General features: G+C 74.4%; 23 protein-coding genes. 13 read left to right on the top strand and 10 right to left on the bottom strand.

The annotated features are described in order from the left end of the window. Positions 1-83: 83 nt before the first annotated feature. The 4 genes from O2V61_RS17550 to O2V61_RS17535 all read left to right on the top strand — a co-directional run bounded on the left by O2V61_RS17550 (position 84) and on the right by O2V61_RS17535 (position 4,450). Positions 84-1,328 (top strand): amidohydrolase family protein, encoded by a 1,245-nt coding sequence (locus O2V61_RS17550; RefSeq protein WP_269184557.1) that lies wholly within the window; start codon positions 84-86, stop codon positions 1,326-1,328. Positions 1,329-1,446: 118 nt separating this feature from the next. Further along, complete coding sequence (locus O2V61_RS17545) at positions 1,447-2,259, top strand: ABC transporter ATP-binding protein (protein WP_269184556.1); 813 nt, start codon at positions 1,447-1,449, stop codon at positions 2,257-2,259. A 41-nt stretch (positions 2,260-2,300) separates the two neighbouring features. Beyond that, positions 2,301-3,176, top strand: coding sequence for an ABC transporter permease (locus O2V61_RS17540; protein WP_269184555.1), 876 nt, complete (start codon positions 2,301-2,303; stop codon positions 3,174-3,176). 107 nt (positions 3,177-3,283) lie between these two features. Then, positions 3,284-4,450: an ABC transporter substrate-binding protein gene (locus O2V61_RS17535; protein ID WP_269184554.1), complete on the top strand. Its 1,167-nt coding sequence runs from the start codon at positions 3,284-3,286 to the stop codon at positions 4,448-4,450. A gap of 58 nt (positions 4,451-4,508) precedes the next feature. Here the strand turns inward: O2V61_RS17535 and O2V61_RS17530 are convergent, their stop codons facing one another. The 3 genes from O2V61_RS17530 to O2V61_RS17520 all read right to left on the bottom strand — a co-directional run bounded on the left by O2V61_RS17530 (position 4,509) and on the right by O2V61_RS17520 (position 7,693). Continuing rightward, positions 4,509-5,894, bottom strand: coding sequence for an amidohydrolase family protein (locus O2V61_RS17530; RefSeq protein WP_269184553.1), 1,386 nt, complete (start codon positions 5,892-5,894; stop codon positions 4,509-4,511). Positions 5,895-5,996: 102 nt separating this feature from the next. Further along, positions 5,997-6,413: a VOC family protein gene (locus O2V61_RS17525; protein ID WP_269184552.1), complete on the bottom strand. Its 417-nt coding sequence runs from the start codon at positions 6,411-6,413 to the stop codon at positions 5,997-5,999. Beyond that, positions 6,410-7,693 (bottom strand): amidohydrolase family protein, encoded by a 1,284-nt coding sequence (locus O2V61_RS17520; RefSeq protein WP_269184551.1) that lies wholly within the window; start codon positions 7,691-7,693, stop codon positions 6,410-6,412. The genes O2V61_RS17525 and O2V61_RS17520 overlap by 4 nt, the downstream gene beginning before the upstream one ends. A 112-nt stretch (positions 7,694-7,805) precedes the next feature. Between O2V61_RS17520 and O2V61_RS17515 the strand changes: the two genes are divergently transcribed. Then, positions 7,806-8,588: a creatininase family protein gene (locus O2V61_RS17515; RefSeq protein ID WP_269184550.1), complete on the top strand. Its 783-nt coding sequence runs from the start codon at positions 7,806-7,808 to the stop codon at positions 8,586-8,588. A 40-nt stretch (positions 8,589-8,628) separates the two neighbouring features. Here the strand turns inward: O2V61_RS17515 and O2V61_RS17510 are convergent, their stop codons facing one another. Both O2V61_RS17510 and O2V61_RS17505 read right to left on the bottom strand, forming a co-directional pair. Then, complete coding sequence (locus O2V61_RS17510) at positions 8,629-10,029, bottom strand: FAD-binding oxidoreductase (RefSeq protein WP_269184549.1); 1,401 nt, start codon at positions 10,027-10,029, stop codon at positions 8,629-8,631. 119 nt (positions 10,030-10,148) lie between these two features. Continuing rightward, positions 10,149-10,856 (bottom strand): class I SAM-dependent methyltransferase, encoded by a 708-nt coding sequence (locus O2V61_RS17505; RefSeq protein ID WP_269184548.1) that lies wholly within the window; start codon positions 10,854-10,856, stop codon positions 10,149-10,151. A 116-nt stretch (positions 10,857-10,972) separates the two neighbouring features. Here O2V61_RS17505 and O2V61_RS17500 point away from each other — a divergent pair, with 116 nt between their 5' ends. Further along, a complete protein-coding gene (locus O2V61_RS17500; RefSeq protein ID WP_269184547.1) occupies positions 10,973-11,524 on the top strand; it encodes a DNA-directed RNA polymerase subunit alpha C-terminal domain-containing protein in 552 nt (183 codons plus the stop codon). 36 nt (positions 11,525-11,560) lie between these two features. Here O2V61_RS17500 and adhP read toward each other — a convergent pair whose 3' ends face one another. Further along, a complete protein-coding gene (gene adhP / locus O2V61_RS17495; RefSeq protein WP_269184546.1) occupies positions 11,561-12,571 on the bottom strand; it encodes an alcohol dehydrogenase AdhP in 1,011 nt (336 codons plus the stop codon). A 647-nt stretch (positions 12,572-13,218) separates the two neighbouring features. Here adhP and O2V61_RS17490 point away from each other — a divergent pair. From O2V61_RS17490 to O2V61_RS17480, 3 genes are all read left to right on the top strand, one after another. Continuing rightward, on the top strand, positions 13,219-13,560 hold the full coding sequence (locus O2V61_RS17490; RefSeq protein WP_269184545.1) for an ATP-binding protein: 342 nt from the start codon (positions 13,219-13,221) through the stop codon (positions 13,558-13,560). 187 nt (positions 13,561-13,747) lie between these two features. Beyond that, on the top strand, positions 13,748-16,339 hold the full coding sequence (locus tag O2V61_RS17485) for a SpoIIE family protein phosphatase (RefSeq protein ID WP_269184544.1): 2,592 nt from the start codon (positions 13,748-13,750) through the stop codon (positions 16,337-16,339). Positions 16,340-16,690: 351 nt separating this feature from the next. Further along, entirely contained in the window at positions 16,691-17,359 is a 669-nt protein-coding gene (locus O2V61_RS17480) for a universal stress protein (protein WP_269184543.1), read from the top strand. An 11-nt stretch (positions 17,360-17,370) separates the two neighbouring features. Here O2V61_RS17480 and O2V61_RS17475 read toward each other — a convergent pair whose 3' ends face one another. Together O2V61_RS17475 and O2V61_RS17470 are read right to left on the bottom strand one after the other, a co-directional pair. Beyond that, a complete protein-coding gene (locus tag O2V61_RS17475) occupies positions 17,371-17,922 on the bottom strand; it encodes a flavodoxin domain-containing protein (protein WP_269184542.1) in 552 nt (183 codons plus the stop codon). A gap of 132 nt (positions 17,923-18,054) precedes the next feature. Continuing rightward, positions 18,055-18,711, bottom strand: coding sequence for a CBS domain-containing protein (locus O2V61_RS17470; RefSeq protein ID WP_269184541.1), 657 nt, complete (start codon positions 18,709-18,711; stop codon positions 18,055-18,057). Between the two features lie 195 nt (positions 18,712-18,906). On the opposite strand from O2V61_RS17470, the gene O2V61_RS17465 reads away from it, so the two are divergent. From O2V61_RS17465 to O2V61_RS17450, 4 genes are all read left to right on the top strand, one after another. Further along, entirely contained in the window at positions 18,907-19,857 is a 951-nt protein-coding gene (locus O2V61_RS17465; RefSeq protein ID WP_269184540.1) for a universal stress protein, read from the top strand. 172 nt (positions 19,858-20,029) lie between these two features. Next, a complete protein-coding gene (locus tag O2V61_RS17460; protein ID WP_269184539.1) occupies positions 20,030-21,079 on the top strand; it encodes a TerC family protein in 1,050 nt (349 codons plus the stop codon). After that, entirely contained in the window at positions 21,076-21,369 is a 294-nt protein-coding gene (locus tag O2V61_RS17455; RefSeq protein ID WP_269184538.1) for a helix-turn-helix transcriptional regulator, read from the top strand. The genes O2V61_RS17460 and O2V61_RS17455 overlap by 4 nt, the downstream gene beginning before the upstream one ends. Before the next feature lie 156 nt (positions 21,370-21,525). Next, positions 21,526-22,650, top strand: coding sequence for an NDMA-dependent alcohol dehydrogenase (locus tag O2V61_RS17450; RefSeq protein WP_269184537.1), 1,125 nt, complete (start codon positions 21,526-21,528; stop codon positions 22,648-22,650). Positions 22,651-22,705: 55 nt separating this feature from the next. On the opposite strand, the gene O2V61_RS17445 is transcribed toward O2V61_RS17450, so the two are convergent. Together O2V61_RS17445 and O2V61_RS17440 are read right to left on the bottom strand one after the other, a co-directional pair. Beyond that, a complete protein-coding gene (locus O2V61_RS17445; protein WP_269184536.1) occupies positions 22,706-23,308 on the bottom strand; it encodes a TetR/AcrR family transcriptional regulator in 603 nt (200 codons plus the stop codon). A 25-nt stretch (positions 23,309-23,333) separates the two neighbouring features. After that, positions 23,334-23,858: a hypothetical protein gene (locus O2V61_RS17440; protein ID WP_269184535.1), complete on the bottom strand. Its 525-nt coding sequence runs from the start codon at positions 23,856-23,858 to the stop codon at positions 23,334-23,336. Position 23,859: the final 1 nt, after the last annotated feature.

Here is a 23,859-nt window from a genome sequence, read left to right as displayed (position 1 = left end):
TGACCTCTGACCTCTGACCGTGGGCGGCGGCTCGGAACGTCGCGGAAACGGGACGGGAACACGCGCCCGCCAGCCTGCGGCGCATGACGCTCCTGCTCCAGTCGGTGACCGACGTCGACGGGCGGCTGGTCGACGTCCGGATCGACGGGTCCGCCGTCGCCGCCGTCGCGCCCTCCCTGCCGCCCCGGCCCACCGACGACGTCCTGGACCTGACCGGCCACCTGCTGCTGCCGGCGCCCGCGGAGCCGCACGCCCACCTGGACAAGGCGCTGACCAGCCACCGGGCGCCGAACCGGACCGGTGACCTCGCGGGCGCGATCGTCGCGATCCGGGAGATCGCCGCCGGGTTCAGCCACGCGGACCTGGTCGAGCGGGCCACCCGCGCCGCGCACGAGTACCTGGCCCACGGGACGACGGCGATCCGCACCCACGTCGACCTGGGCGCGCACACCGGCACCCGGCACGTGCGGGCCCTGCTCGAGGTGCGGGACGCGCTCGCCGGCCTGGTCGACCTGCAGGTGGTCGCGCTGGTCTCCGCCCCCTGGTCGGCCGAGGAGGTGCAGGGCAACGCCCGGCTGCTCGCCGAGGCGGTGGAGCTGGGGGTGGACGTCATCGGCGGCGTGCCGCACCTGTGGCCGGACCGGGACGCCGGGCTGGCGCTCTCCTTCGACGCCGCCGTCCGCGCCGGGCTGCCGCTGGACCTGCACACCGACGAGACGCTGGACCCGACCGCGCAGGGGCTGCTCGCCCTGGCGCGACGGGTGTCGGCCACCGGGTTCGGCGCGGGGGTGACCGCGGGCCACTGTGTGAGCCTCGGCATCCACCCGCTGGAGGTCGCGCGGTCCACCGCGGCCGAGGTGGCCCGGGCGGGGGTCGGGGTCGTCGCCCTGCCGCAGACGAACCTCTACCTGCAGGGCCGGGACGTCGATGTCGCCCGGCCCCGCGGGCTGACCGCCGTCCGGGAGCTGCTCGACGCCGGGGCTGTCCTCGGCGCGGGCGGGGACAACCTCCGCGACCCGTTCAACCCGATGGGCCGGGCCGACGCCTGCGAGGCGGCCTCGTTGCTGGTCACCGCCGGGCACCTGTCCACCCGCGAGGCCTGGCACGCCGTCAGCGCCGGTGCCCGGGCCTGCATGGGGCTGCCGGTGCCGCGGGTGGCCGAGGGGTCGGCGGCCGAGTTCGTCGCCATCGCCGCGGAGAGCCTGGACGCCGCCGTCGCCGGCGCGGGCACCGCGCGGGTGGCCGTCTCCGGTGACCGGGTGCTCGCCACGACCCGGGTGGTGCGCTCCCTGCCGGGTCTGGTGGCCGCCGGTGTGGCCAACTCGTGACCGACGGAGGGCGCCGTTCACGACCGGCACACGCGCCGGAAACACGGGGCACGGAGGGTGGCCTGGTCGCACCCCGGGCCGGCCGTCAGGCCGCCCCCGAGCCCTCCGGAGCAGCCCCTTGAGCGCCTTGTCGACCAGCGCCCCGTCGATCGGTGCCGCGGCCACCCGTGCCCCGGCCACCGGCGGCCCCACTGCCGGCACCCGGGTGCTGCACTTCCGTGACGTCGCGAAGGCCTTCCCCGACGGCACGGTCGCCCTGGAAGGGGTCGACCTCGACGTCCGGCGCGGCGAGTTCGTCACGGTCGTCGGCCCGTCCGGCTGCGGCAAGAGCACGCTGCTGCGGATCGCCTCAGGGCTGTCCCCGGCGACCTCGGGCACGGTGCAGATGGACGCCGAGCGGATCGGCTACGTCTTCCAGGACGCCACCCTGCTGCCCTGGCGGACGGTGCTGAAGAACGTGCAGCTGCTCGCCGAGCTGCACGGGATGAGCTCGACCGCCACCAACCAGGCCTCCCGGGACGCCATCGACCTGGTCGGCCTGAAGGGCCACGAGAAGAAGCTGCCCCGGGCACTGTCCGGCGGGATGAAGATGCGCGCCTCCCTGGCCCGCTCGCTCACCCTGGACCCCGACCTCTTCCTCTTCGACGAGCCGTTCGGCGCCCTGGACGAGATCACCCGCGAGCGCCTCAACGACGAGCTGATCCGGCTCTTCACCAGCAAGGGCTTCGGGGCGCTGTTCATCACCCACTCGGTGAGCGAGGCGGTCTACCTGTCCACCCGGGTGCTGGTGATGAGCGGCCGGCCCGGCCACATCGTCGACTCCTTCGACGTGCCGTTCGGGCCCGACCGCACCCCGGAGCTCCGGTTCACCCCGGAGTTCGCCGCGCTCGCCGGCCAGGTCTCGCACGCGCTGCGGGCAGGCCACTCGTGACCGCCGTCGACCACCGCCCGACCAGCACCGAGGAGACCGGCGTGAGCAGCACCGTGCAGACGCCCCCGGCGACGTCGTCCGAGGGGGTGCTGTCCGGGGGTGGCGCCGCGCCGCTGGTCCGCCGCCGCCGCACGTCCCTGGCCAACGCGCTGCTGCCGGTCGGGGTCCTCCTCGTGCTGCTCGGCATCTGGTACGCGATCACCTACCTGGTGCTCGACCCCGATCGCCGCTTCCTCATGCCGCCCCCGCAGGACGTGGTCACCGAGGCGTTCCTCGACGGCCCCACCATGGCGCGGATCGGCGAGGCGCTGTGGAACACGGTCGTCGTGTCCTTCACCGGGCTGGCGATCGCGATCGCCATCGGCATTGCCTGGGCGGTGCTGATGAGCCAGGCCAAGGCCGCCGAGCGGTCGCTGTTCCCCTACGCGGTCGCCCTGCAGTGCATCCCGATCCTGGCGCTGGTGCCGCTGATCGGCTTCTGGTTCGGCTTCGGGTTCCTCTCCCGGGTCATCGTCTGCGTGCTGATCGCGCTGTTCCCGATCGTCTCCAACACGCTCTTCGGCCTGCAGTCGGTCGACCGGGGCATGCACGAGCTGTTCGACCTGCACGGCGCCGGCCGGTTCACCCGGCTGGTCAAGCTGCAGTTCCCGGCCGCGATGCCGGCGGTGTTCGCCGGGTTCCGGATCTCCGCCGGGCTCTCGGTGGTCGGCGCGATCGTCGGCGACATCTTCTTCAAGCAGGGCACCCCGGGGCTGGGCATCGTGCTGGACAACTTCCGCTCCCGGCTGCAGGGCGCGGAGCTGTTCGCCTCGATCCTGGTCGCCGCGGGCCTGGGCATCGCCGTCTTCCTGCTGTTCGGCTGGCTCGGGAAGCTCGCCGTCGGCCGCTGGTACGACCAGGCGCGCGACGCCGGCTGAGGCCGGCCGCCTCCCCACACCCCCACCCGTCGACGCCGCCTCCCCGCGGCGCCGTGACCTGCGACGCCCCGACCCGGGACGTCGTCCGCTCTGACCTAGGAGATCGCGTGCGCAGGACCCGGACCACGATCGGCCTCGCGGCCATCAGCATCGCCGCCCTCGGACTGACCGCCTGCGGCGGCGAGAGCGAGGACTCCGCCGGCGCGGCCCCGGCCGGGGAGGTCGGGAGCACCGACCTGGCCGCCGCCGGCTGCCCGGACACGGTGGTCATCCAGACGGACTGGAACCCCGAGGCCGAGCACGGCGGCATCTACCAGCTGCTCGGGGAGGACCCCGAGATCGACGCCGGCGCCAAGTCGGTCAGCGGCACGCTGGTGGACAGCGCCGGCGACAGCACCGGTGTCAATGTCGAGATCCGTTCGGGTGGGCCGGCGATCGGCTTCCAGGCGGTCAGCGCGCAGATGTACTCCGACGACGCGATCACCCTCGGCTACGTCGACACCGACGAGGCGATCCAGCTCTCGGACACCCAGCCGACCGTCGGCGTGCTGGCCCAGCTGGACATCTCCCCGCAGATGATCATGTGGGACCCGGAGGCGTACCCCGACGTCACCAGCATCGCCGACCTCGGGGAGGCCGGTGCGACCGTCCGGTACTTCGAGGGTTCCGCGTACATGGACTACCTGACCGGCGCGGGCATCCTCAGCGAGGAGCAGCTGGACGGCAGCTACGACGGCACCCCGGCGGCCTTCGTCGCCGCCGGTGGCGAGGACGCCCAGCAGGGCTACGCCAGCGCCGAGCCGTTCATCTACGAGGACGAGGTCGATGCCTGGGGCAAGCCGGTGGAGTACCAGCTGATCCACGACGCCGGCTTCGAGGTCTACGCCTCCTCGCTGTCGGCGCGCGCGGACCAGCTGGAGGACCTGTCGGGCTGTTTCACCGAGCTCATCCCGGTCATGCAGCAGGCCGACCTGGACTACGTCGCCGACCCCGCGACGGCCAACGAGCTGATCGTCGAGCTGGTCGAGCAGTACGACACCGGCTGGCAGTACTCGATGGAGGTGGCCGAGTACGGCGTGCAGACGATGGCCGAGCTGGAGCTGGTCGGCAACGGCCCGGACGACACGCACGGCAACTTCGACACCGAGCGGCTGCAGACGCTGATCGAGCAGACCACGCCGATCTTCACCGAGCAGGGCACCCCGCCGGCCGAGGGCCTCACCCCCGAGGACATCGCGACCAACGAGTTCATCGACACGTCGATCGGCTCCTGACGACGGGCCCGGCGCCGGCAGCCTCCTCGAGGCTGCCGGCGCCGGCGCGCGTCCGGGGTCAGGAGGCGGGGCCGTCGACCTCGTGACGCAGCCGGGCCATCCGCTCGTGCAGCTGGTCGGACACCTCTCCGGCGTCCGGGTCGGCCAGCCGGGTGCCCTCGGCGACCAGCCGGCCACCGACCCAGACCTGCTTGAGGTTGCGCAGCGAGCAGGCGAGCACGTAGGTGCCGTAGGTGTCCCAGACCGGCCCGGTGTCCGGGTCCCGTGGGTCGACCACCAGGAAGTCCGCGTAGCGGCCCACCCGCAGCGTGCCCACCCGGTCGTCGATCCCGAGCACCTCGGCCGAGCCGCGGGTGTGCAGCTCCAGCACGTCCCGCACCGGGAGCGCGGCGGGGTCCTGGTGGGTGGCCCGGATCAGCGCCAGCCCGGTGCGCAGGTTGGCGAACGGGTCGCTGACGTCGGTGCACGACTGGTCGTCCAGCCCCATCCCGACCCGCATCCCGAGCTCCCGGATCCGCGGGATGCGCGCCACCCCGGAGGCCAGCCGGCCGTTGCTCATCGGCTGCCAGCTCATCCCGCAGCCGGCGGCGGCCGCCGCGGCGATGATCTCGTCGCTGGTCTGGATGAAGTGCCCGAACACCAGGTCCGGCCCCAGCGCGCCGGCGTCGGCGTACCAGGCGAACTTGGACCGCTGCAGCTCGACCTCGTACGGCGTCTCCAGGAAGTGCGGCTGGTTGAGCAGCCCGTGCCGGCGCATCGCCGCCACCTCCAGCGCGGCGGCCGCGGGGGCGTCGGCCCACTGCACGGTGCCGCTGAGCGCGACGCCGAGGTGCAGCGACGGGTCGACCGTCGAGGCCGCAGCCACCACCTCGTCCAGCTGGGCCAGGGCGAGGGCCGGCGCGACGTCCCCCTGGGCCAGCATCACGCTGTGCACGTGCCGCAGGCCGGCGTCGACCTTCCCGCGCAGCTGGGCGTGCTGGTAGGCGGTGTCGGGCAGCTCGGTGCCGTACCGGGAGACGCCGGCGGACTCCTTCTCGAAGGTCAGCCCGGTGTCGGTGAAGTCGAAGGCGGTGGTGATCCCGTTGCGCAGGAAGTCCTGGGCGCCGTGCCGGGTCATCCAGTAGACGTCCTCGGTGGTCGCCGCGGCGGTGTAGCCGAGCATCTGCTCCAGCCAGCCGTACAGCGACTCGTCCTTGGCGATCCCGCGGAAGCCGGACGTGAACAGGTGGCTGTGCGCGGAGACGAAGCCGGGGCCGACCAGCGCCCCGCCGCCGTCCAGTACCTGGTCCCCGGTCAGCCCGGCGAGCAGCTCCACCGGCGGGTCGCCGGGCTCGACGGCGGTGAGCCGGCCGTCGTCGCCGACGGTGAACCAGCCGCGGAAGGGGTCGGGACGGTCGGGGTCGAGGGTGAGCAGGACGGCGTTGTGCACGAGCAGACGGGTCACGGGCGGACGATCCCTGCCGGACGTTGCCGGGTCGTGACGCCCGTGTTCCGCCGAGCCAGCCACCGGGATGGCCATTGTGGTGGTTGGAGGGTGGTGGCGCCGTCAGGGACAGGTGGGGACGGCGAGGTCCGGGGAGCCGGGGCGGTAGGCGATCAGCTGGAGCTGGTGCCCGGCCGCCTCGTGCAGCAGCGACGAGCGGGCCTGCGCCGCCGGGATCTCGAACGGCGCCCGCAGCTCGGTGCAGCCGGCGGCCAGCAGGACGGCGTGCGCGGCGTCCACGTCGGGGACCCGGTAGGCCACGTGGTCCAGCTCCCCGGTCCGCTCGGTGACCTCCATCAGCTCCAGCTTGGTGCCCTGCGGATCGGCGACCATCGCGATCCGCAGGCCGGTGAGCACGTGGGTGCCCCAGCGCAGCACCCGGAAGCCGAGGACGTCGACGAGGAACGCCACCCGGGCGTCGATGTCGGGCTCCTCAGTGCCGACGTGGTCCAACACGGCGCCGGACAGCGGCCCGCTCACCGGGGCCGCCGGGCGGTGAGCAGGTCCCGCAGCCGGGCGCTGACGTCGTCCTCGGGCACGGTCTGCAGCACCCCGTCGCGCACCACCACCCGGCCGCCGACGACCACGTGCCGGGGCCGCCGGCCGGGGGAGGCCCACAGCAGCCCGGCCACCGGGTCGGCCACCCCGGCGTCGGCGACCCCGGTGACGTCCCAGCAGACCAGGTCGGCGCGGGCGCCGACGGCCAGCCGGCCGAGGTCGGCCCGGCCCAGCCCGTCGGCGGAGCCGCGGGTGGCCCACCCCAGCACCTCGCGGGCGCTGACCGGGCGGCCGGCCAGCGGCGCCACCTGCAGCGCCAGCCGGGCGTCGGCCAGCAGGTGGCCGGCGTCGTTGGACCCACCGCCGCTGGTGCCCAGCCCGACCGGCACCCCGGCGTCGGCCAGCGCCGTCATCGGCGCCACGCCCCAGCCCATCGGGAGGTCGCAGCCCGGCGCGTGGGTGGCGGTCACCCCGGCGGCGGCCAGCCGGGTGACCTCGGTGTCGGTGATGCCGCAGAGGTGGGCCAGGGTCACGTCCGGCGCCAGCCAGCCCCACTCGTCGAGCAGTTGGAGCGGGCGGCGGCCGTGGCGCTCCTGGGCGACCACCACGTCGACCTGCTCGTTGGCCTGGGTGCGCCGCCGCAGCCCGTGCGCCGCCGCCACCTCCGCCAGCAGGGCGAAGGTCCGCTCCCCGTCGCTGTGCACGCCCGCGGGGCCGACGGCGACCTGCAGCACCCCGTCGTCGGTCACCCCGCCGTGCGGCACGAGCGCGGCGGCGATCGCTGCGGCGGAGGCGGCCGCGGTCTCCGGGTCGTCCCGGGCGCTGCCGCGGACGAAGACCAGGCGAGCGCCCAGCTCACGGGCGGCGGTCGCCGCAGCGGAGGCCAGGCCCACCCCGTCGTCGGTGCGCGCGGGCCAGGTGAGGTGGTGGTCGGCGACGGTGGTCACCCCGCACAGCAGCGCCTCGGCGAGCCCGGCCGCGGCCGCCGCGTGGACCAGCTCGTCGTCCACCCCGACGGCGGCGTAACCGGCGGCCATGGTCGGCAGCCACTGCGCCATCGGGACGCCGCGGGTGCCCGGCAGCGTGCGGAACGCGGTCTGCAGCAGGTGGTGGTGGGCGTTGACCAGGCCGGGGGTGACGACGCAGCCCGACGCGTCGAGCACCTCGGCGTCCGCGGCGGCCTCCAACGAGGTGACCCGACCGTCGTCCCCGCACACCACGTCGGCGGGGACCTCGTCCCCGGCGCCGGTCACGACCGCCACTGCTCCTCGCACGCTCAGCACGGGCCGACCCTGGCAGGCCGGTGTTCCGGTCAGGTTCCGGCCGTCGCCGCTGCGACACACGGCGGCAACGCGGCGTCCCTACCGTGCGGCCGTGACCGTCCGCCTGCTCACCGAGCTCACCGCCCCCGTCCTCCGCGACTCCCTCGGCCCGGACAGCGTGCTCGTGCTGCCCGTCGGCGCGATCGAGCAGCACGGCCCGCACCTGCCCGTCGCCACCGACCTGATCACCGCCGCGTCGCTGGCCGAGCGCGCGGTGGCGCGGTTCGGCGACGAGCTCGACCTGTGGCTGCTGCCGCCGCTGGCGTACACCAAGTCCAACGAGCACGCCTGGTCGGCCGGCACCTTCTGGCTGTCGGCGGCCACCCTCACCGCGGTGCTGCACGACCTGGGCCGCAGCGTCGCCATGACGCCGGCCCGCCGGCTGGTGTTCCTCAACGGCCACGGCGGCAACTCCGCGCTGCTGCAGGTCGCCGCCCGGGACATCCGGCTGGAGACCGGGCTGCGCACCTTCACCGTGCACCCGCGGCTACCGGCCGACCAGGGCGGGCAGAGCCCGGCCGGCGAGCTCGGGATGGGCGTGCACGGTGGCTTCGACGAGACGTCGGTGATGCTGCACCTGCGACCGGACCTGGTGGACATGACGCAGGCCGGCCGCTGGGTGCCCGAACACCTGGCCGGCTACCGGCACGTCCGGTTCGGCGGCTCGGTCTCCTTCGGCTGGTCCTCCGACGACTTCGGCCCGGCCGGGGTGATCGGGGACGCCAGCGGGGCCACCGCCGAAGCCGGGGCCGAGCGGGTCGAGGGGATGCTGGCCTACCTGGGGGAGGCGCTGGCCGAGGTGGCGCGGTTCGACCCCACCCCGCCGGCAGCCTGAGCGGGCCGGCGCACCCCCCGTGGGTGCGCCGACCCGGGCCTCACCGGCCGCGGCGCGTCGCGGCCGCCCGGGTGCTCGGCGGGGTGAGCCCCCGGGAGGTGAAGAAGCTGTCGCCGAGCTTGCCCGGGTTGAGCAGGCCGAACGGGTCGCAGGAGGTCTTCAGCGCCACCACCTGTGCGGTGTCCCCGACGAAGCCGCCCTCCTCCACCACGTAGCTGTGCGGGTTCATCACGATCAGCCCGAGGTCACGGCAGAACGTGATCAGCTCCTCCAGCGACTCCTCGTGGTCGCCGAGGCCGACCAGCGGGGTGATGCCCAGCGGCCGGGTGCGCCCGGCGGAGGTCGCGAACTCCACGTGCTGGAGGAACACCCCGGGGTACCGGTCGCGCAGCGCGGCGACCTGGGTCAGGAACCCGGCCCGGTCGCTGGCGTACTCGCACTGCAGCCAGGACGACGTCGGCTCGGCCTTGCGGGCCCACAGGATGGTGTGGCTGAACGGGAACTGGCTGATGTGCGGCTTGGCGGTCCAGTCGATCGCCCGACCGCCCGCTGCGGCCACCCGGTCCCGGAGGGCGGGGACGTCGCCGCTGTCCACCCAGAGCAGGGCGACGTCCTCACCGGCCTCGTAGAGCGAGGCGATCGGGGTCAGCATCGCCGCACCGGCCGCCTCGTGCACCGAGCAGAGCCGGACGTGCAGGTCACCGGCGACCAGGTCGAAGGCGAAGGCGGCCAGGGTCGGGAAGTCCCGGAAGGCGACGATCACCGGCGTGTAGTCGTGTGCGGGGACCAGGCGCATCTCCACGCGGGTGAGCACGCCGATCGTGCCGTAGGTGTGCAGCACCGGCCGGACGTCGTCGCCCTCGAGCCGCACCGTGCGTGGCTCCTCCTCCACGGTGAGCAGCTCGACCGCCAGGATGTTGTCGTCCCACAGGTCACCGTTCGCGGCGGCGCCGATGCCGCCCGAGCCGCCGGAGACGAACCCGGAGGTGGTGGAGATCCGGTAGGTGCTGGGCATGACCGCCAGCTCCTGCCCGGTGGCCAGCGCGGCGTCCTCGGCGTCCTTCACCACCGTGCCGGGGAGCACGGAGACCCGGCCGGGGGCGACCTCCAGGACGCCGGCGACGTCGCGGACGTCGATGACCACCCCGCGCTGCAGCGGCAGCGACTGCCCGTAGTTGCCGGTGCCGGCGCCGCGGACGGTCACTGGCACGCCGAGCCGGGCGGCGGTGGCCACGCAGGCGCGCAGCTCCTCGACCGACGTCGGCCGGAGGACCGCGTCCACCGTGGTGTCGGCGAGCGCGTTCTCCAGGACGGGGGAGTACCAGGAGAAGTCGCGCAGGTAGGCGCTGGCCTCCGTCCCGCCGGGGATCACCCGCCCGGCGCCCAGGAGGCCGTCGAAGGCCTGGAGCGGGTTCTCGGAGCCGAGGTCGGTGAGGGTCACCGGCCGAGGATCGCGGCCGGGCGTCTCACCCGGAGGTCGGCGGTGTTACGGGTCTGCGTCCGGGTGCGCCACGGGCCTGGGACAGCAGCCAGCCGGCGCCCGGCCGACCCCCCGGGACGTCAGACGGCGACCGCGGTGACGAACACGCAGACGCCCTCGCCGTCCGCGGGGTGCGCCCGGAGTCCGACGAGCCGGAGGAGGGCCAGCTCCACCCGGTGGGCCAGGCGGCGGAGCCCGTGGTACTCCATCGAGCCGGCGGTCCGGACCTCCAGCTGGTCGAACCCGGCCTGCCGGACGTGCTCGGTCAGCATCCAGTCGGGGAGCAGGGTGATGTGTCCGGGCTGGTAGTAGTGCCCGGGCCCGAAGAACACCGGCGCGCCCCGCAGCACCGTCTTCAGCAGCGAGTGCGGGTGCGTGACGTTCGGGGTGCTGACCAGCAGCCGGTCCCCGACCCGCAGCATCGACCGGATCGACCGGAGCACCTGCCGCGGGTTCTCCACGTGCTCCAGCGTCTCGACGCAGACGACGATGTCGAAGGGACCCCGGGTCTCCTCGGTCAGCTCGGGGTGGTCCAGGTCCAGCCGGGTGATCCAGTCGTGCGGCGGCTCGAGGTCGGTCGGCACCACGTCGAAGCCGGCGTCCCTCAGCCGCAGCGCCAGCGCGCCGCACCCGGCCCCGACCTCCAGCACCCGGCCGCCCTGCGGGAGGGCGGCCTGCACCAGGGTCACCGCGTACTCGTGCACCCCCGGTGCGGCGTGCACGGAGTGGCCGGCGTAGGACCGCACGCTCGCGGTCCGCTGGACGGTCTCGCGCTCGACCCGGGTCACCGGGACAGGGTGACAGGACACCGCCCGGACGGCGATCCGGAGACGAACCCCCGCTGTGGCGGGGTCCCGCCTGCCGTGCCGCCGCCCTCGGGAGGTGTGGGCGATACGTTGGGCCCATGTCGAACAGGTCATCGCGCGATGTGCCCGGGAGCACCGTCCGCGAGCTGGGCCTGCCTCCCCGGGCGGTGACCGCGCTCAACCGGGCGGGGGTCGACAGCGTCGCCGACCTGGCGGCGCTCACGCGGTCGGAGCTGGCCGGGATCGCCGGACTGGGTCCCGGGTCGATCGCCGCGATCCGCGCCGTCGTGCCCGAACCGTCCACCGGCTCCGGCCGCGCCGCGCAGGAGCAGGTCCAGCCCCTGCCCGAGCCGGTCGAGGAGGAGTCGCCGGACGCGCCGACGATCCCGTCGTTCGCCTCCCTCCGGGACCCGCGGCGGCGGACGGCGTTCGACCTGCTCGTCCCCGAACGGCCGGCTGCCCCGGCGCCCGCTGCCGCCCCCGCGTCGTCCCCGGCACCCCCGCCTGCGCCGACCCGGCACGCGCCCCCGGCCGAGTACGGCGACCTGCTGCGGTGGGGTGCCCACCTGGCGGTCGCGGCGGCCGCCGTCCCACTGCGGGTGGCCCGGTGGTCGGTCCGGGCATCCGTGCGCCGACTGCTGAGCGACTGACCGGCGCCCGACGGCGCCCGGCGGGGGAGCCGCGGGTCAGAACTGGAAGACGATGCGGGCGGGGACGTGCCCGGAGAGCACGTCGGCCATCGCCTCGTTGACGTCGTCGAGCTTGCGGTCGGCGGTGACGACCGTCGTGCGGCCGGCGGCGTGCAGGGCGAAGACGTCGGCGAGGTCGTTGCGGGTGCCGACGATGGAGCCGATGACGGACTTGCCGGCGAGCACGGTGTCGAAGATGGGCAGCTGCATGGTGCCGTCGGCCGGCAGGGCCACGCAGACCAGCCGGCCGCCGCGCCGCAGCGACCGATAGGCCTGGTCGAAGGAGGCCGGTGCGGCGGCGAGGGCGACGGCGACGTCGGCGCCGCCGAGGGCCTGGATCGCGGCGACGGGGTCGGTGGTGGCGGCGTTGACGACCTCGTCGGCGCCGAGCTCGCGGGCCATCTGCAGCTTGTCGTCCTGGACGTCGACGGCGATGACGAAGCCGCCGGCGATCCGGGCGTACTGCAGGGCCAGGTGTCCGAGTCCGCCGATGCCGAAGACGGCGACGGTCTCGGCCGGCGCGACGCCGGCGACCTTGATCGCCTTGTAGGTGGTGACGCCGGCGCAGGTCAACGGCGCGGCGTCGAGGCTGGAGACACCCTCGGGGACGGGGGTGGCGAAGTCGGCGGCGACGACGGCGTACTCGGCCAGCGCCCCGTCGACGGAGTAGCCGGAGTTCTGCTGGGACTCGCACAGGGTCTCCCAGCCGCCGATGCAGTGCCGGCAGTGCCCGCAGGCCGACCCCAGCCAGGCGATCGCGACGCGGTCACCGATGGCCCGAGAGGTCACGCCCGCGCCGACCTCCTCCACGACGCCGATGCCCTCGTGCCCGGGGATGAACGGGGGAGTGGGCTTGACCGGCCAGTCCCCGCGGGCGGCGTGGATGTCGGTGTGGCAGAGCCCGCTGGCCTCCATCCGGACCAGCACCTGCCCCGGCCCCGGCTGCGGGACGGGCACGTCCTGCACCTGGAGGGGGGCACCGAGCTCGGTGACGACGGCGGCCTTCATGGCGTTCTCCGTTTCGACGGTGGGGCGTTGTGGGGTCGACGATCACGGCCCGCAGCGCCGCCGGGCAGGGGCCAACGTCCCAGGCAGGCAGGACGAGTGCCCCCTGTGCCCGGGCCCTGGGGCGGGGAGCCTGGGGGTGCGGGCGGCAGCGCGCCCGCCGCCGTCCGGCCCGACTCGCGGATGAGAGCGCCGGCGGTGGACTTCGACCTGGCTGCGGTGTCCTTCCTCAGCCTGTCGGCGACGGCTGGACTGCTGGTGGCCCGGGCTGGACTCCGCGACGCGGTACGGAGGTCGGCATGCCGGATGCGCCGGCACGGTTCTGCCCTCTCATGGAGTCGGGGACCGCGTCGGCGTTCTGGATGGGTCCGAGTGACCGGTGGTCGATCCGATGCGGCGGGCCACCCAGAGCAGAAAGGCGTAACGTCGCAGCTACCGACGGCGAGCAGCCGATGAGTCAAGCCTACGGCTCGGGGAGCTTGGACTGGCTCTCTCGTCGGATGAACTCCCACCACGTCGTGGGATCTGGAGCGCGTGGACACATGGATGCACCGGTCTGGTCGGAACGAGCACTCCCGGATCCTCTCCGAGATCAACTACCGCCGTGGGCCTGGGACCTGCACCAGGTCGCCGACCTGACCCGCTCGCGGATGGACCTTCGAGCCAATGTCCTGGGCGCGGGCGTGCCACCGGGTGACATCGCCGAGGACGTCGAGTGCCTGCTGCTGGCCTACGAGGAACTCGCGTCCAATGGCTTCAGACACGGGCAGCCGCCGGTTCAGGCAGCGGTCACTGCCGCAGGCAACGGCTGGCTGATCGACGTCACCGACGCCGCGCCTGACCATGCGCCGACCCCGGCGGTGGACCGGGACCCGGCCTTCGGTGGCCTCGGCCTGCACCTCATCTCTCGACTGTGCGGTGACTACGGCTGGTCGGTCACGGCAGACCGCAAGCACGTGTGGGCCTACGTGACCGTGGACACCGCCGCCTGAGGTCATGGACGGCGGGCCCAGCACCGCCGTCCATGAGGCCGAAAGCGCAAACGGCCGCCACCCAGGACCACGGAGCCCTCGGCCAGTCCCCTGCTGACCGACGGTCCAGCGGCTTGATCGTGCCGGTAACGTCACAGCCAAGTGAACGGGACGTCGGCTGATGGGTGTCCGCCCGCGAAGGGGACGCGTGACCGGCTCGCTGCCTCTGACCTCCTCCCTGCCTGCGGCATCTGATCCGGCGTTCGAGCGGTTCGCCCGGCTGGTCCGCCGGCAGCTGGGCGTGCCGGTCTCGCTGGTCACGATGGTGTCGGCGCACGAGCAGGTGTTCCCCGGAGCGATCGGGCTGCCCGAACCGTGGCAATCGACGCGATGCACTCCGCTGAGCCACTCGTTCTGCCAGCACGTGGTCCGATCGGGCGAGCCGCTGGTGATCGCCGACGCTCGCATCGACCCGCTGGTCGCGGACAACCTGGCGATCCCCGACCTCCACGTCATCGCCTACGCCGGGATCCCGCTGACCGACGCCGACGGTGTGGTCGTGGGGTCGTTGTGCGCCATCGACAGCGAGCCACGTACCTGGACGGATGAGGACCTGGCGGTGCTCACCGACCTGGCCGGGGCGTGCAGCTCGGAGCTGCAGCTGCGCCAGGCCCAGCACCGCACCGCGGTGGCCGCGGCCGAGGCGCGGGAGCTCCGGGCGGAGCAGGACGCCGACCGGTCGGTGTGGACGCTGGCTCTGGACGCCGGACAGGTGGGCACCTTCGCCTTGGACCTGGGTTCCGGTGCACTGACCGTCGACGACCGCCTGCTGGAGCTGTCGGGGATGGACCGGGCCTCGTTCTCCGGTCGCCCGGATGACGTCTACGCCCACGTCCACCCCGACGACGTCGACGACGTCGTCGCCCGGGTGCGGCACGCCGTCGAGGCCGGCGGCACGTACGAAGCGGAGTACCGCATCGCCCTGGCCGACGGCTCGCACCGGTGGGTCGCCGCCCGCGGCGAGGTGGTCGGTGACGACGGGGAGTCGGGTCGGCGGCTGGTCGGCGTGGTGCACGACAGCACCTCGACCCGCGAGCCGCAGGAGCGGGCGGCGCAGATCGTGGACGAGATGGCTGTCGGGTTCATCGCACTGGACACCGACTGGGTGATGACCCACGTCAATCGTGAGGCCGAGCGCATCCTCGGCCTCCCGCGGCGGCAGATGCTCGGTCAGAACATGTGGGAGGTGTTCCCCGCCGGGGTGGGGAGCGTCTTCGACCGGAACTACCGGACCGCCGCGGCCACCGGACAGCCGGTCGTCTTCGATGCCCACTACCCCAGACCGCTGAACATCTGGGTGGAGGTGAGAGCGGTGCCCAGCCCGTCGGGCCTGGTGCTGCACTTCGTCGACATCACCTCCCGCGTGGTGGCCCAGCAGCAGGCCGAGCAGGTGGCTGCCCGGGAGCAGCTGCTGTCCCGCATCACCGAGGACCTGTCGGCGACCCTGGACGGCGACGACGCCGCGCAGCGGCTGGCGCAACTGGTCGTCCCAGCGGTCGCCGACTGGTGCATCGTGACCAGCAGCGAGGACGACCGGGCCGCCGGCTCCCGTCGCGGGATGCGCACGGCGGCGTGCTGGCACACCGACCCCGATCGTCGGGACACCACCTCCGCCTACGCCGAGGCGTGGTCGAGCTCGCTGGATGACGACTCCGTCCTCGTCCGCGCGCTGACCAGCGGGCAGATGCAGCTCGTCGACTCCGGTGCGACCGCGCAGGTGCTGCCGATGATCACTGCCGGCCCGGTGCGTGACCTGCTCGCCGACCTGGCCCCCGAGGCCGTCGCCGTCCTGCCGTTGCCCGGGCGCGACGGCCCGGTGGGGCTGCTCACCCTGGCCAACGGCACCGCCCGTGGCGCGTTCGCCCCCGAGGACCTGGTCACCGCGCGGAACATCGCCGACCGCGCCGGTCTGGTGCTGGACAACGCCCGGCTGTACCGGCAGCAGCGTGACGTGGCCGAGGGACTGCAGCGGTCCCTGCTCACCGCACCCCCGCAGCCCGACCACGGGCAGATCGTGGTGCGTTACGTGCCGGCTTCCCAGGCCGCGCAGGTCGGTGGGGACTTCTATGACGCGTTCCTCCAACCCGACGGGGCGGTGGTGCTCGCCATCGGGGACGTCGCCGGCCACGACACTGAGGCGGCGGCGGCGATGGGGCAGCTGCGCACCATCGTGCGCACCCTGGGCGCCCATGACCACGACGGACCTGCCACGGTGCTGAGCCAGGCCGACCAGGTGATGGAGACCCTGCAGTCACACATCCTGGCCACCGCTGCGGTCGCCAGGCTGGAGCAGACGGACCAGGAACGGGGAGCCGGCACGACCCGGGTGCGCTGGTCCAACGCCGGGCATCCGCCACCGATGGTGATCCATCCAGACGGGCGCGTGGAGACCCTGGCCCACGACCGCGCTGACCTGATGCTGGGCGTCGACCCGTCCACCGCGCGACGGGAGTCGCAGGTCGAGGTCGGGCGGGACAGCGTCCTCCTGCTGTACACCGACGGGCTGGTCGAGCGTCGAGACCAGGACCTCGACACCGGCACCGCACAGCTGCGGGCAGTCCTGGTCGAACTCGCCGGCTCAGACCTCGACGAGCTGTGCGACACGGTCCTCGCCCGCATGCTCCCGGGCACACCAGACGACGACGTGGCTCTCATCGCCGTCCGGCTGCACCCACAGGACCGGCCGCGGCCGGCCGAGGCCGGGCCGAAGCGGATCCCGCCCGACGTCCCCGCCGAGTGACCCAGCCGCCTTGCGGCGCCAGGACTGGTGGGTGGTGAGCGACGGCGACGGTCTCGGCCGGTGCGACCCGGGCGACCTCGATCGCCCTCGGGCAGGGCCCCGTCGCTCGGTGACGACGGCGGCTCTCCTGGCGTGCGCCGCTTCGACGGTGGGGTGCTGTGCCGTCGACGATCACGGTACGCAGCACCGCCGGGCAGGGACCAACGTCCCGGACCGGCAGGACGAGGGCCTCCTGCGCCGGGTGCCCGGCGCGGCGACCGTGGGAGGTGCGGGCGGCCGTCGCCGCCGTCCGGAGCGAGCCGCGCCCGGAGCGCCGCACCGGGCACCCACTGCACGCCGAACGGAGCACTCGTGGACACCGTCGCCTACGTCGCCGTCGTCATCGCACTCTGGGTCCTCACCGGCCTCGCCGCCGTGGTGGTGCTGCTCGCCCGGCAGGGGTACCGCGCCGGGGGGTGGTACGTGATGGGCGCCGTCCTGGGCCCGCTGTTCATCCCGATCGCGGCCGAGCGTGCCCGCCGGGACGTCGCGGTGCTGGAGCGTGGCGGCGGCGGGCGCCCGGACGGTGACCCGGACCGGCTGACCGTCGTCGTCGGGGTGGACGGCTCCACCGAGTCCGACCAGGCGGTACGGGCGGCCGGGCGGCTGTTCGCCGGCGGCGGGGCGACGTTCGTCCTGGTGAGCGTGCTGGACCCGGACGAGGGCGAGTTCCCCGACGACCCCCGGCGCCGGGCCGCCCACGACCTGCTCGCGGACCGGGCGGGCTGGCTGCCCGAGGGGGCTGTGCTCGAGATCGGCTGCGGGCAGCCCGCGCGGGTGCTGCAGGAGGTCGCCTCCGCCGAGGCCGCCGACGTCCTCGTGCTCGGCCGTCGCGGGCGGGGGTTCTCCCGCCGCTTGATGGGCAGCGTCGCCGCGCGGCTGGCGCACGAGGCCGCCGTCCCGGTGGTGGTCGCGCCCGACGCGGCCGTCCAGGCGGAGCGGACCGCGTCCGGTCAGGAGCGGCCGGCCCGCCGCTCCTGACCGGACGCGGGTCAGGGCCGGGGGGCGGACGGGGCGGGCGACCGGGCGGCCAGCTCCTCGGCGATCTCCTCGGCCCACGCCCGCACGGCCGCCCAGTCCCGGAAGTCGCCGACCGGGGCGCGCATGGCCCTGACCATCGCCCGCTCGCCGATCCCCAGGAGGTGCGGGTCCAGCCGCCCCGGGAAGACCCGGTGCCCCCGGGCACGCAGGGACGACCGGATCGGGTCGGCGTCGTGCGGCTCGTCCGGCGGGAAGGGCGGTGCGCCGATGGGCCCGCTGCTCAGCAACCAGACCGGCCGGCCCCGCAGCGCCGTGGCGTGCGCGGCGGCGTAGTGCCGGGCGGACTCCAGCCACCGGCCGGCGTAGACCCCGCTGCCCAGCACGACCGCGTCGTAGCCGGACGGGTCGGGGTCGCGCTCCACCGGGACGGCGACCGCGGTGAGCCCGCAGCGCCGACCGGCCGCGGACTCCTGCAGGTCACGGGCGACCGCGCCGGCGATCTCGGCGGTGGAGCCGTGTCGGCTGGCGGCGGTCACCAGCAACCGCGGTGGGGGTGTGCTCATCGTCGTCCCTCTCGGCTCGCGACCTGACCGGTGTGCTCCCGTCAGCGTCGGTGCACCGGGGCGCTGGGCGCCGGGGTCCCGGGTCCTGCCTGCCCGGGACCTTCGGCCCCGGCGCCGGCAGGCTGTCCCGGGTCACTCCGGGGTGGCGCTGCCCGGGGAGCCGGGCACGTCGGTGAGCACGCGTACGGCCACGACGCCGGGGACGGTCCGGGCGAGCGTGGACACCGCGGAGTCCAGGGCCTCCCGTTCCCCGGGGTCGACGGTGACGACGCCGGACCGGTGGACGGTCGCGACGCCGTCGGACACCTGCACCTCCCAGCCGCCGGGCTCGGAGGTGTAGCCCTCCACCAGGCGGAGCAGGTCGGCCCGGATCTCCCCGTCGGGGCGGACCAGGGTGCGCAGCAGGTCCCGGCGGCTGATGATGCCGACCAGCCGCTCCCCGCCCAGCACGGGGGCGCTGCGCAGCCGGGCGTCCACGAACAGCCGGGCGACGTCGGCCACGTCGGCGGTCGCCGGCACGGTGCGGACCGACGTGGTCATCACGCCGCGGACGAGCAGGGCAGGTGGCGCCTCGGGCACCGGCGTCCGGCGCAGGTGCAGCCGGGGATCGGCGGGCAGCCGGTCGCGCAGCACGTCGGCCTCGGCGACGATGCCGATCAGCACACCGTCCCCGTCGACCACCGGCAGGGCGGCGAACCCCCGGTCGGCCATGACCTCGGCGGCGTACTTGGCCGAGGTGTCCGGCCCCACGGTGACCACCTCGCGCGTCATCACGTCTCTGACCTGCACGGCCCCTCCTCGTCGTCGGCAGCACCCCCGACGGTAGAGCTGCCACCGGGGTCGCGGCAGGGTCCGGTGCGGGTGCCGGCCGGGACCTTGTGCCCCGCAGCCGGGGACGTGCGCCCGTCCCCACTTCCGCCGGCACCGGGTGATCGTCGGGTCGAGCCCGGCAGGACCGCCGGACCGGACGACGAGGAGGCCGCGGTGGAGCAGGCAACGGAGCAGGTCGGGGGCGGTCGCCGGCCGCGGGTGGTGGTCGGCGTCGACGGGTCGGCGGGGGCGCGGGAGGCGCTGACCTGGGCGCTGGCGACGGCCCGGCGCCGGGGTGCGGTGTTGCAGGTCGTGTCCGCGTTCCCGGTGGACCTGTGGTGGGCCGACGCCCAGGTGGCCGACCCGACCCGGGTCGACACCCTGCGGGCGGACGCCGACGCCCGGACGCGCGCCCTCGTCGAGGAGGCCCGACAGCACACCTCGACCGACGCCGACGTACCCGTCGAGGTGATCGTCGTCCCGGGCTCGCCGGCCGAGCACCTGCTCCTGGTGGCCGAGGGGGCGGACCTGCTCGTCGTCGGCAGCCGCGGCCGGGGCGCCGTGCGCAGCACGTTGCTCGGGTCGGTGGCGCTGCACTGCTCTGCGCACGCGTCGTGCCCGGTCGTCGTCGTCCACCCGCAGGAGCCGGCGGGCCCCGCCCGCGTGGTGGTGGGGCTGGACGGGTCGGCGCCGTCCCGGGCCGCCCTGGTGCACGCCGCCGCCATGGCGGCCGAGCTGGGCGCCGAGGTCGAGGGCGTCGCGGCCTGGCGGATGCCGACCTACTGGAGCTACGGCGCCGTGCTGCAGATGGAGTCGGCGACCGACCTCCGCGACGCGGCAGCGCGCCAGGCGCAGGAGATGGTCACCGAGGTGCTCGGCCCGGAGCCGCGGCTGCCCCTCTCCATCCTGACCGTGCAGGGCCCGGCGGGGGACGCGCTCGTCCAGCGCGCGGCCGGCGCGGCACTCCTGGTGGTCGGCAGCCGGAGCCGCAGCCGGCTGTCGGGGATGCTGCTCGGCTCGGTCGCCCTGCACTGCGTGGTGCACGGCCCCTGCCCGGTGATGGTCGTCCACCCGGGGGACGAGGCGGCCGTGCCGCAGCCGGCGCTGGCGGACGCCGGCAGCTGACCGGCCTTGCCGCAACAGGTGAAGCCTGCTTCACTGGTCCTCGTCGTGGAGGGGAGTACCCCACGCCAGTTCGTCGTCAGTACGGCCCTCGAGGCCCGGCGGGCTGGGGTTCCCGGGCGGGTGTCCGGGAGCAGGGGAGACCTCCGGTCGCAACCTGACCGGGAGGTGCCCTGTGAACGTCCCCCTGTGGATCTGGCTGGCCGTGCTGGCGGTCATCCTCGTCATGCTCGCCGTGGACCTGTTCGCCCACCGGCACGCGCACGTGATCGGCGTGCGGGAGGCGGCCGGCTGGTCGGTGGTGTGGGTGGCGCTCGGCGTCGCGTTCGGCGCCGTCGTCTGGTGGCAGGCCGGCAGCGAGTACGGCCAGCAGTACTTCGCCGGCTACCTGATCGAGAAGTCCCTCGCCGTGGACAACGTGTTCGTCTGGGCGATCGTGCTGAGCTGGTTCGCCGTGCCGCGGGAGTACCAGCACCGGGTGCTGTTCCTCGGCGTCCTCGGGGCCCTGGTGTTCCGCGGGGTGTTCATCGCCGCCGGGTCGGTGCTCATCGCCAACTTCAGCTGGGTGCTGTACCTGTTCGCCGCGTTGCTGCTGGTCACCGGGGTGCGGATGGCCCGGCACCGCAACGAGGACATGGACCCGGAGCGGTCCCGGGCGCTGCGCGTCTTCCGCCGGTTCGTGCCCATGACCGACGCCTACCACGGCCAGCGGTTGGTGGTGCGGGTCGCCGGGCGGCTCGTCGCCACGCCCCTGCTCGCCGTGCTCGTGGTCATCGAGGCCACCGACGTGGTCTTCGCGATCGACTCGATCCCGGCGATCTTCGCGGTCACCGACGAGCCGTTCCTGGTGTTCACCGCCAACGCCTTCGCCGTCCTCGGGCTGCGTGCGATGTACTTCCTGCTCGCCGACCTGATCCACCGGTTCGTGTACCTGAAGGCCGGGCTGGCGCTGGTGCTGGTCTGGGTCGGCATCAAGATGATGCTGAAGGTCGACCTGTTCTACGTGCCGACGACGATCTCGCTGGCCGTCGTCGCCACGATCATCGGGGTCTCGGTCGTGGCCAGCCTGCGGGCGACGCGCGGCCAGGGCCGGGCGCCGGTGGCCGCGGGCGCCGCAGCTCCCTTCCGGGTCGCCTCGGCCGAGGAGACGGCGGCGCTGGAGCCGACCTGGCAGCGGCCGCCGCAGCGGGTCGGGACGGCGGGGGAGGAGAGCGAGCAGCGATGACCGGTGCGCGGCGGTGGACGTTCCTGACCAACCACGGGCACGTCCTGCTGGCCGTCGCGAGCGCTCCCGACCTCCGGGTCGCGGAGATCGCCACGCAGGTGGGCATCTCGACCCGCGCTGCGCTGGCGATCCTCCGCGACCTGGAGGACGACGGCTACGTCCTGCGGACGCGGGTCGGGCGGCGCACCCACTACGCCGTGCAGCCGCACCAGCCGTTCCGGCACCCCGCGACGGAGACGCACGAGGTGGACGAGCTGCTGGCGATCTTCGGCCGTCCACCGACGGGCTGAGCCGGCAGCGCAGTCGTGGGAGTGACGTGCACCACTCCCGCCCCGTAGGCTGCGGGCATTCCTGACCGATCGGTCGGGAACCACCGGGGAGGAGTGACCGGCGCCCGGGAGGCCCCGGGCCCGCTCCGCACCGTCCCTGCTCGGAGAGGAGCACCCGTGCCCGTCACCACCCGCGTCTCGCTCGTCCGCAAGGCCCCCGGCACCTACGAGACGGCCACCGTCGAGCTCGACGACCCGCGCCAGGGCGAGGTGACGGTCAAGCTCGCCGCCTCGGGCCTGTGCCACTCCGACGACCACGTCGCCACCGGGGACGTGCCGGTCGCGATCTACCCCTACGTCGGCGGGCACGAGGGCGCCGGCGTGGTCACCGCCGTCGGGCCGAACACCCCCGGCTACGAGGTCGGCGACCACGTGGTCTTCTCGTTCCTGCCCGCCTGCGGGCACTGCGAGCCGTGCGCCCAGGGGCAGAGCAACCTCTGCGACCTCGGGGCCTCCCTGCTCACCGGTGCCCGGGCCGACGACCCGACCAGCTTCCGGATGAGCGAGGACGGCAACCCGGTCGGTCAGCAGTGCGGCATCTCCACCTTCAGCGAGTACACGACCGCCTCGGTCGACTCCGTGGTGAAGATCAGCAAGGACGTCCCGCTCAAGGCCGCCGCACTGGTGGGCTGCGGGGTGCCCACCGGCTGGGGGTCCGCGGTCCGCTCGGCCAACATCAAGCCCGGGGCGACGGTGATCGTGATGGGCATCGGCGGCATCGGGGCCAACGCGCTGCAGGGGGCGGTGCACGCCGGGGCCAGCACGGTCATCGCCGTCGACCCGGCACCGTTCAAGCGGGAGAAGGCGGCGGAGTTCGGCGCCACGCACGCCTTCGCCGGCATCGAGGAGGCGACCGAGCACGCCCGGTCGATCACCAACGGGCAGGGCGCCGACGCCGTCATCATCACCGTCGGGGTGGTGCAGGGCGAGCACGTGGCGCAGGCCCTGGCCGCGGTCCGCAAGGCCGGCACCGTCGTGCTGACCGGGCTCGGTGACGTCACCGCCACCGGCGCCCCGATCGCCCTCGGCGACCTCACGCTCATGCAGAAGCGGCTGCAGGGGTCGCTGTTCGGCGAGTCCAACCCGCGGCACGACATCCCGGCGCTGCTGCGGATGTACCAGGCCGGTCAGCTCAAGCTCGACGAGCTGGTCACCCGGGAGTACACGCTGGACCAGGTCGCCGAGGCCTATGAGGACATGCACGCCGGGAAGAACATCCGCGGCGTCATCGTCTTCGACTGACGCGCCGGACACCACCTCCCCGGCCCCCCGCGTGGGGTGCCGGGGTCGTGGCGGCTCAGGAGGACGCCGGGCGGCCGATGGTGGTGAGGAAGTCCTCCAGGACGGCCGTCTGGCGTTCGGGGGTGTTGTGGCGGGGGGAGAAGCAGGCGTTGATCTGCATCCCCATGGTCAGGGCGAGCACCGCGTCGACGATCCGGTCGTGCGGGCGGCCCGGTGCGAGTTCGCCGCCGACCTGGGCCTGGCCCAGGTACATCCGCATCTCCGCGCGCCAGGTCTCCATGGCGCTGTCGTAGAACTCCACGAGCTCCGGCTGGCCGGCGGCGTAGTCCCAGAAGCCGATGACCACCCGGGCCTCGGCGAGCCGGACCTCGTCCAGCGGCATGATCTCCAGGCACAGCAGCCGGAACGCGGTGAGCCCGCCGCGGTCGCCGATCGCGGCGCGGGCCCGCTCGTTCGTCGCGTCGAAGGCCCGCTGGAACGCCGCCCGGAGCACGGCGTCCTTGTCCGGGAAGTAGCGGGCCAGCGCACCGTTGGCGTACCCCGCCTCCGCGGCCAGCTCGCGCATGGTGACCGCGATGAAGCCCTTGCGGACGATCAGCGACCACACCGCCTCGATGATCTCGGTGCGGCGGGCGGCGTGGTCGACGATCTTGGGCACGGGGCTCCTCGGCAGACGGGGGTGCTCAGACGAGCATCGCGGTCATCCCCGACAGCATCACCAGCCCCCCGGTGAACCGCAGTGCCCCCAGCGCCCGGCCTGCGCGTTCCGGGACGGCGTCGTCCCGGTCGGCGCGGTGGTCGTGCGGCCCGCCCTCGCGGGTGACGTGCCGCACGGCGAGCCAGACCACCAGGACGGCGACGGCGTAGGGGAGCGTGCCCTCGGTGCCGGTGTGGTGGGCGCCGTGGACACCGCCCGCCGCCGTCGGGCCGACACCGGCGAGCGCGATGAGCGCGGCCATCGCCGCGGTGTCGACCGCCCCGGACCAGCGGGCGGCCGGCGTCCGGGCGTGGCACAGCTGCCAGGCCAGCAGCGCCGCCAGCGCGAGCAGCGCCAGCGGCTCGCCCAGCGGGCGGGCGGCGGGCAGCCAGGCCACCACCATCGCCACCAGCCCCAGGGCGTGCGGCACCCACAGCGGCGGCCGGTGCGGGAAGTGCCCGATCATCGCCAGCCCGGCGCCCGCGCCGCAGACCACCAGATGAGCGGTCACG

Origin of the sequence: Modestobacter sp. VKM Ac-2985, assembly GCF_026967925.1 — a bacterium.
GTDB lineage: Bacteria > Actinomycetota > Actinomycetes > Mycobacteriales > Geodermatophilaceae > Modestobacter.
The sequence above is the reverse complement of the archived record's forward strand: the minus strand, read 5'-3'. Positions and strand labels throughout refer to the sequence as shown.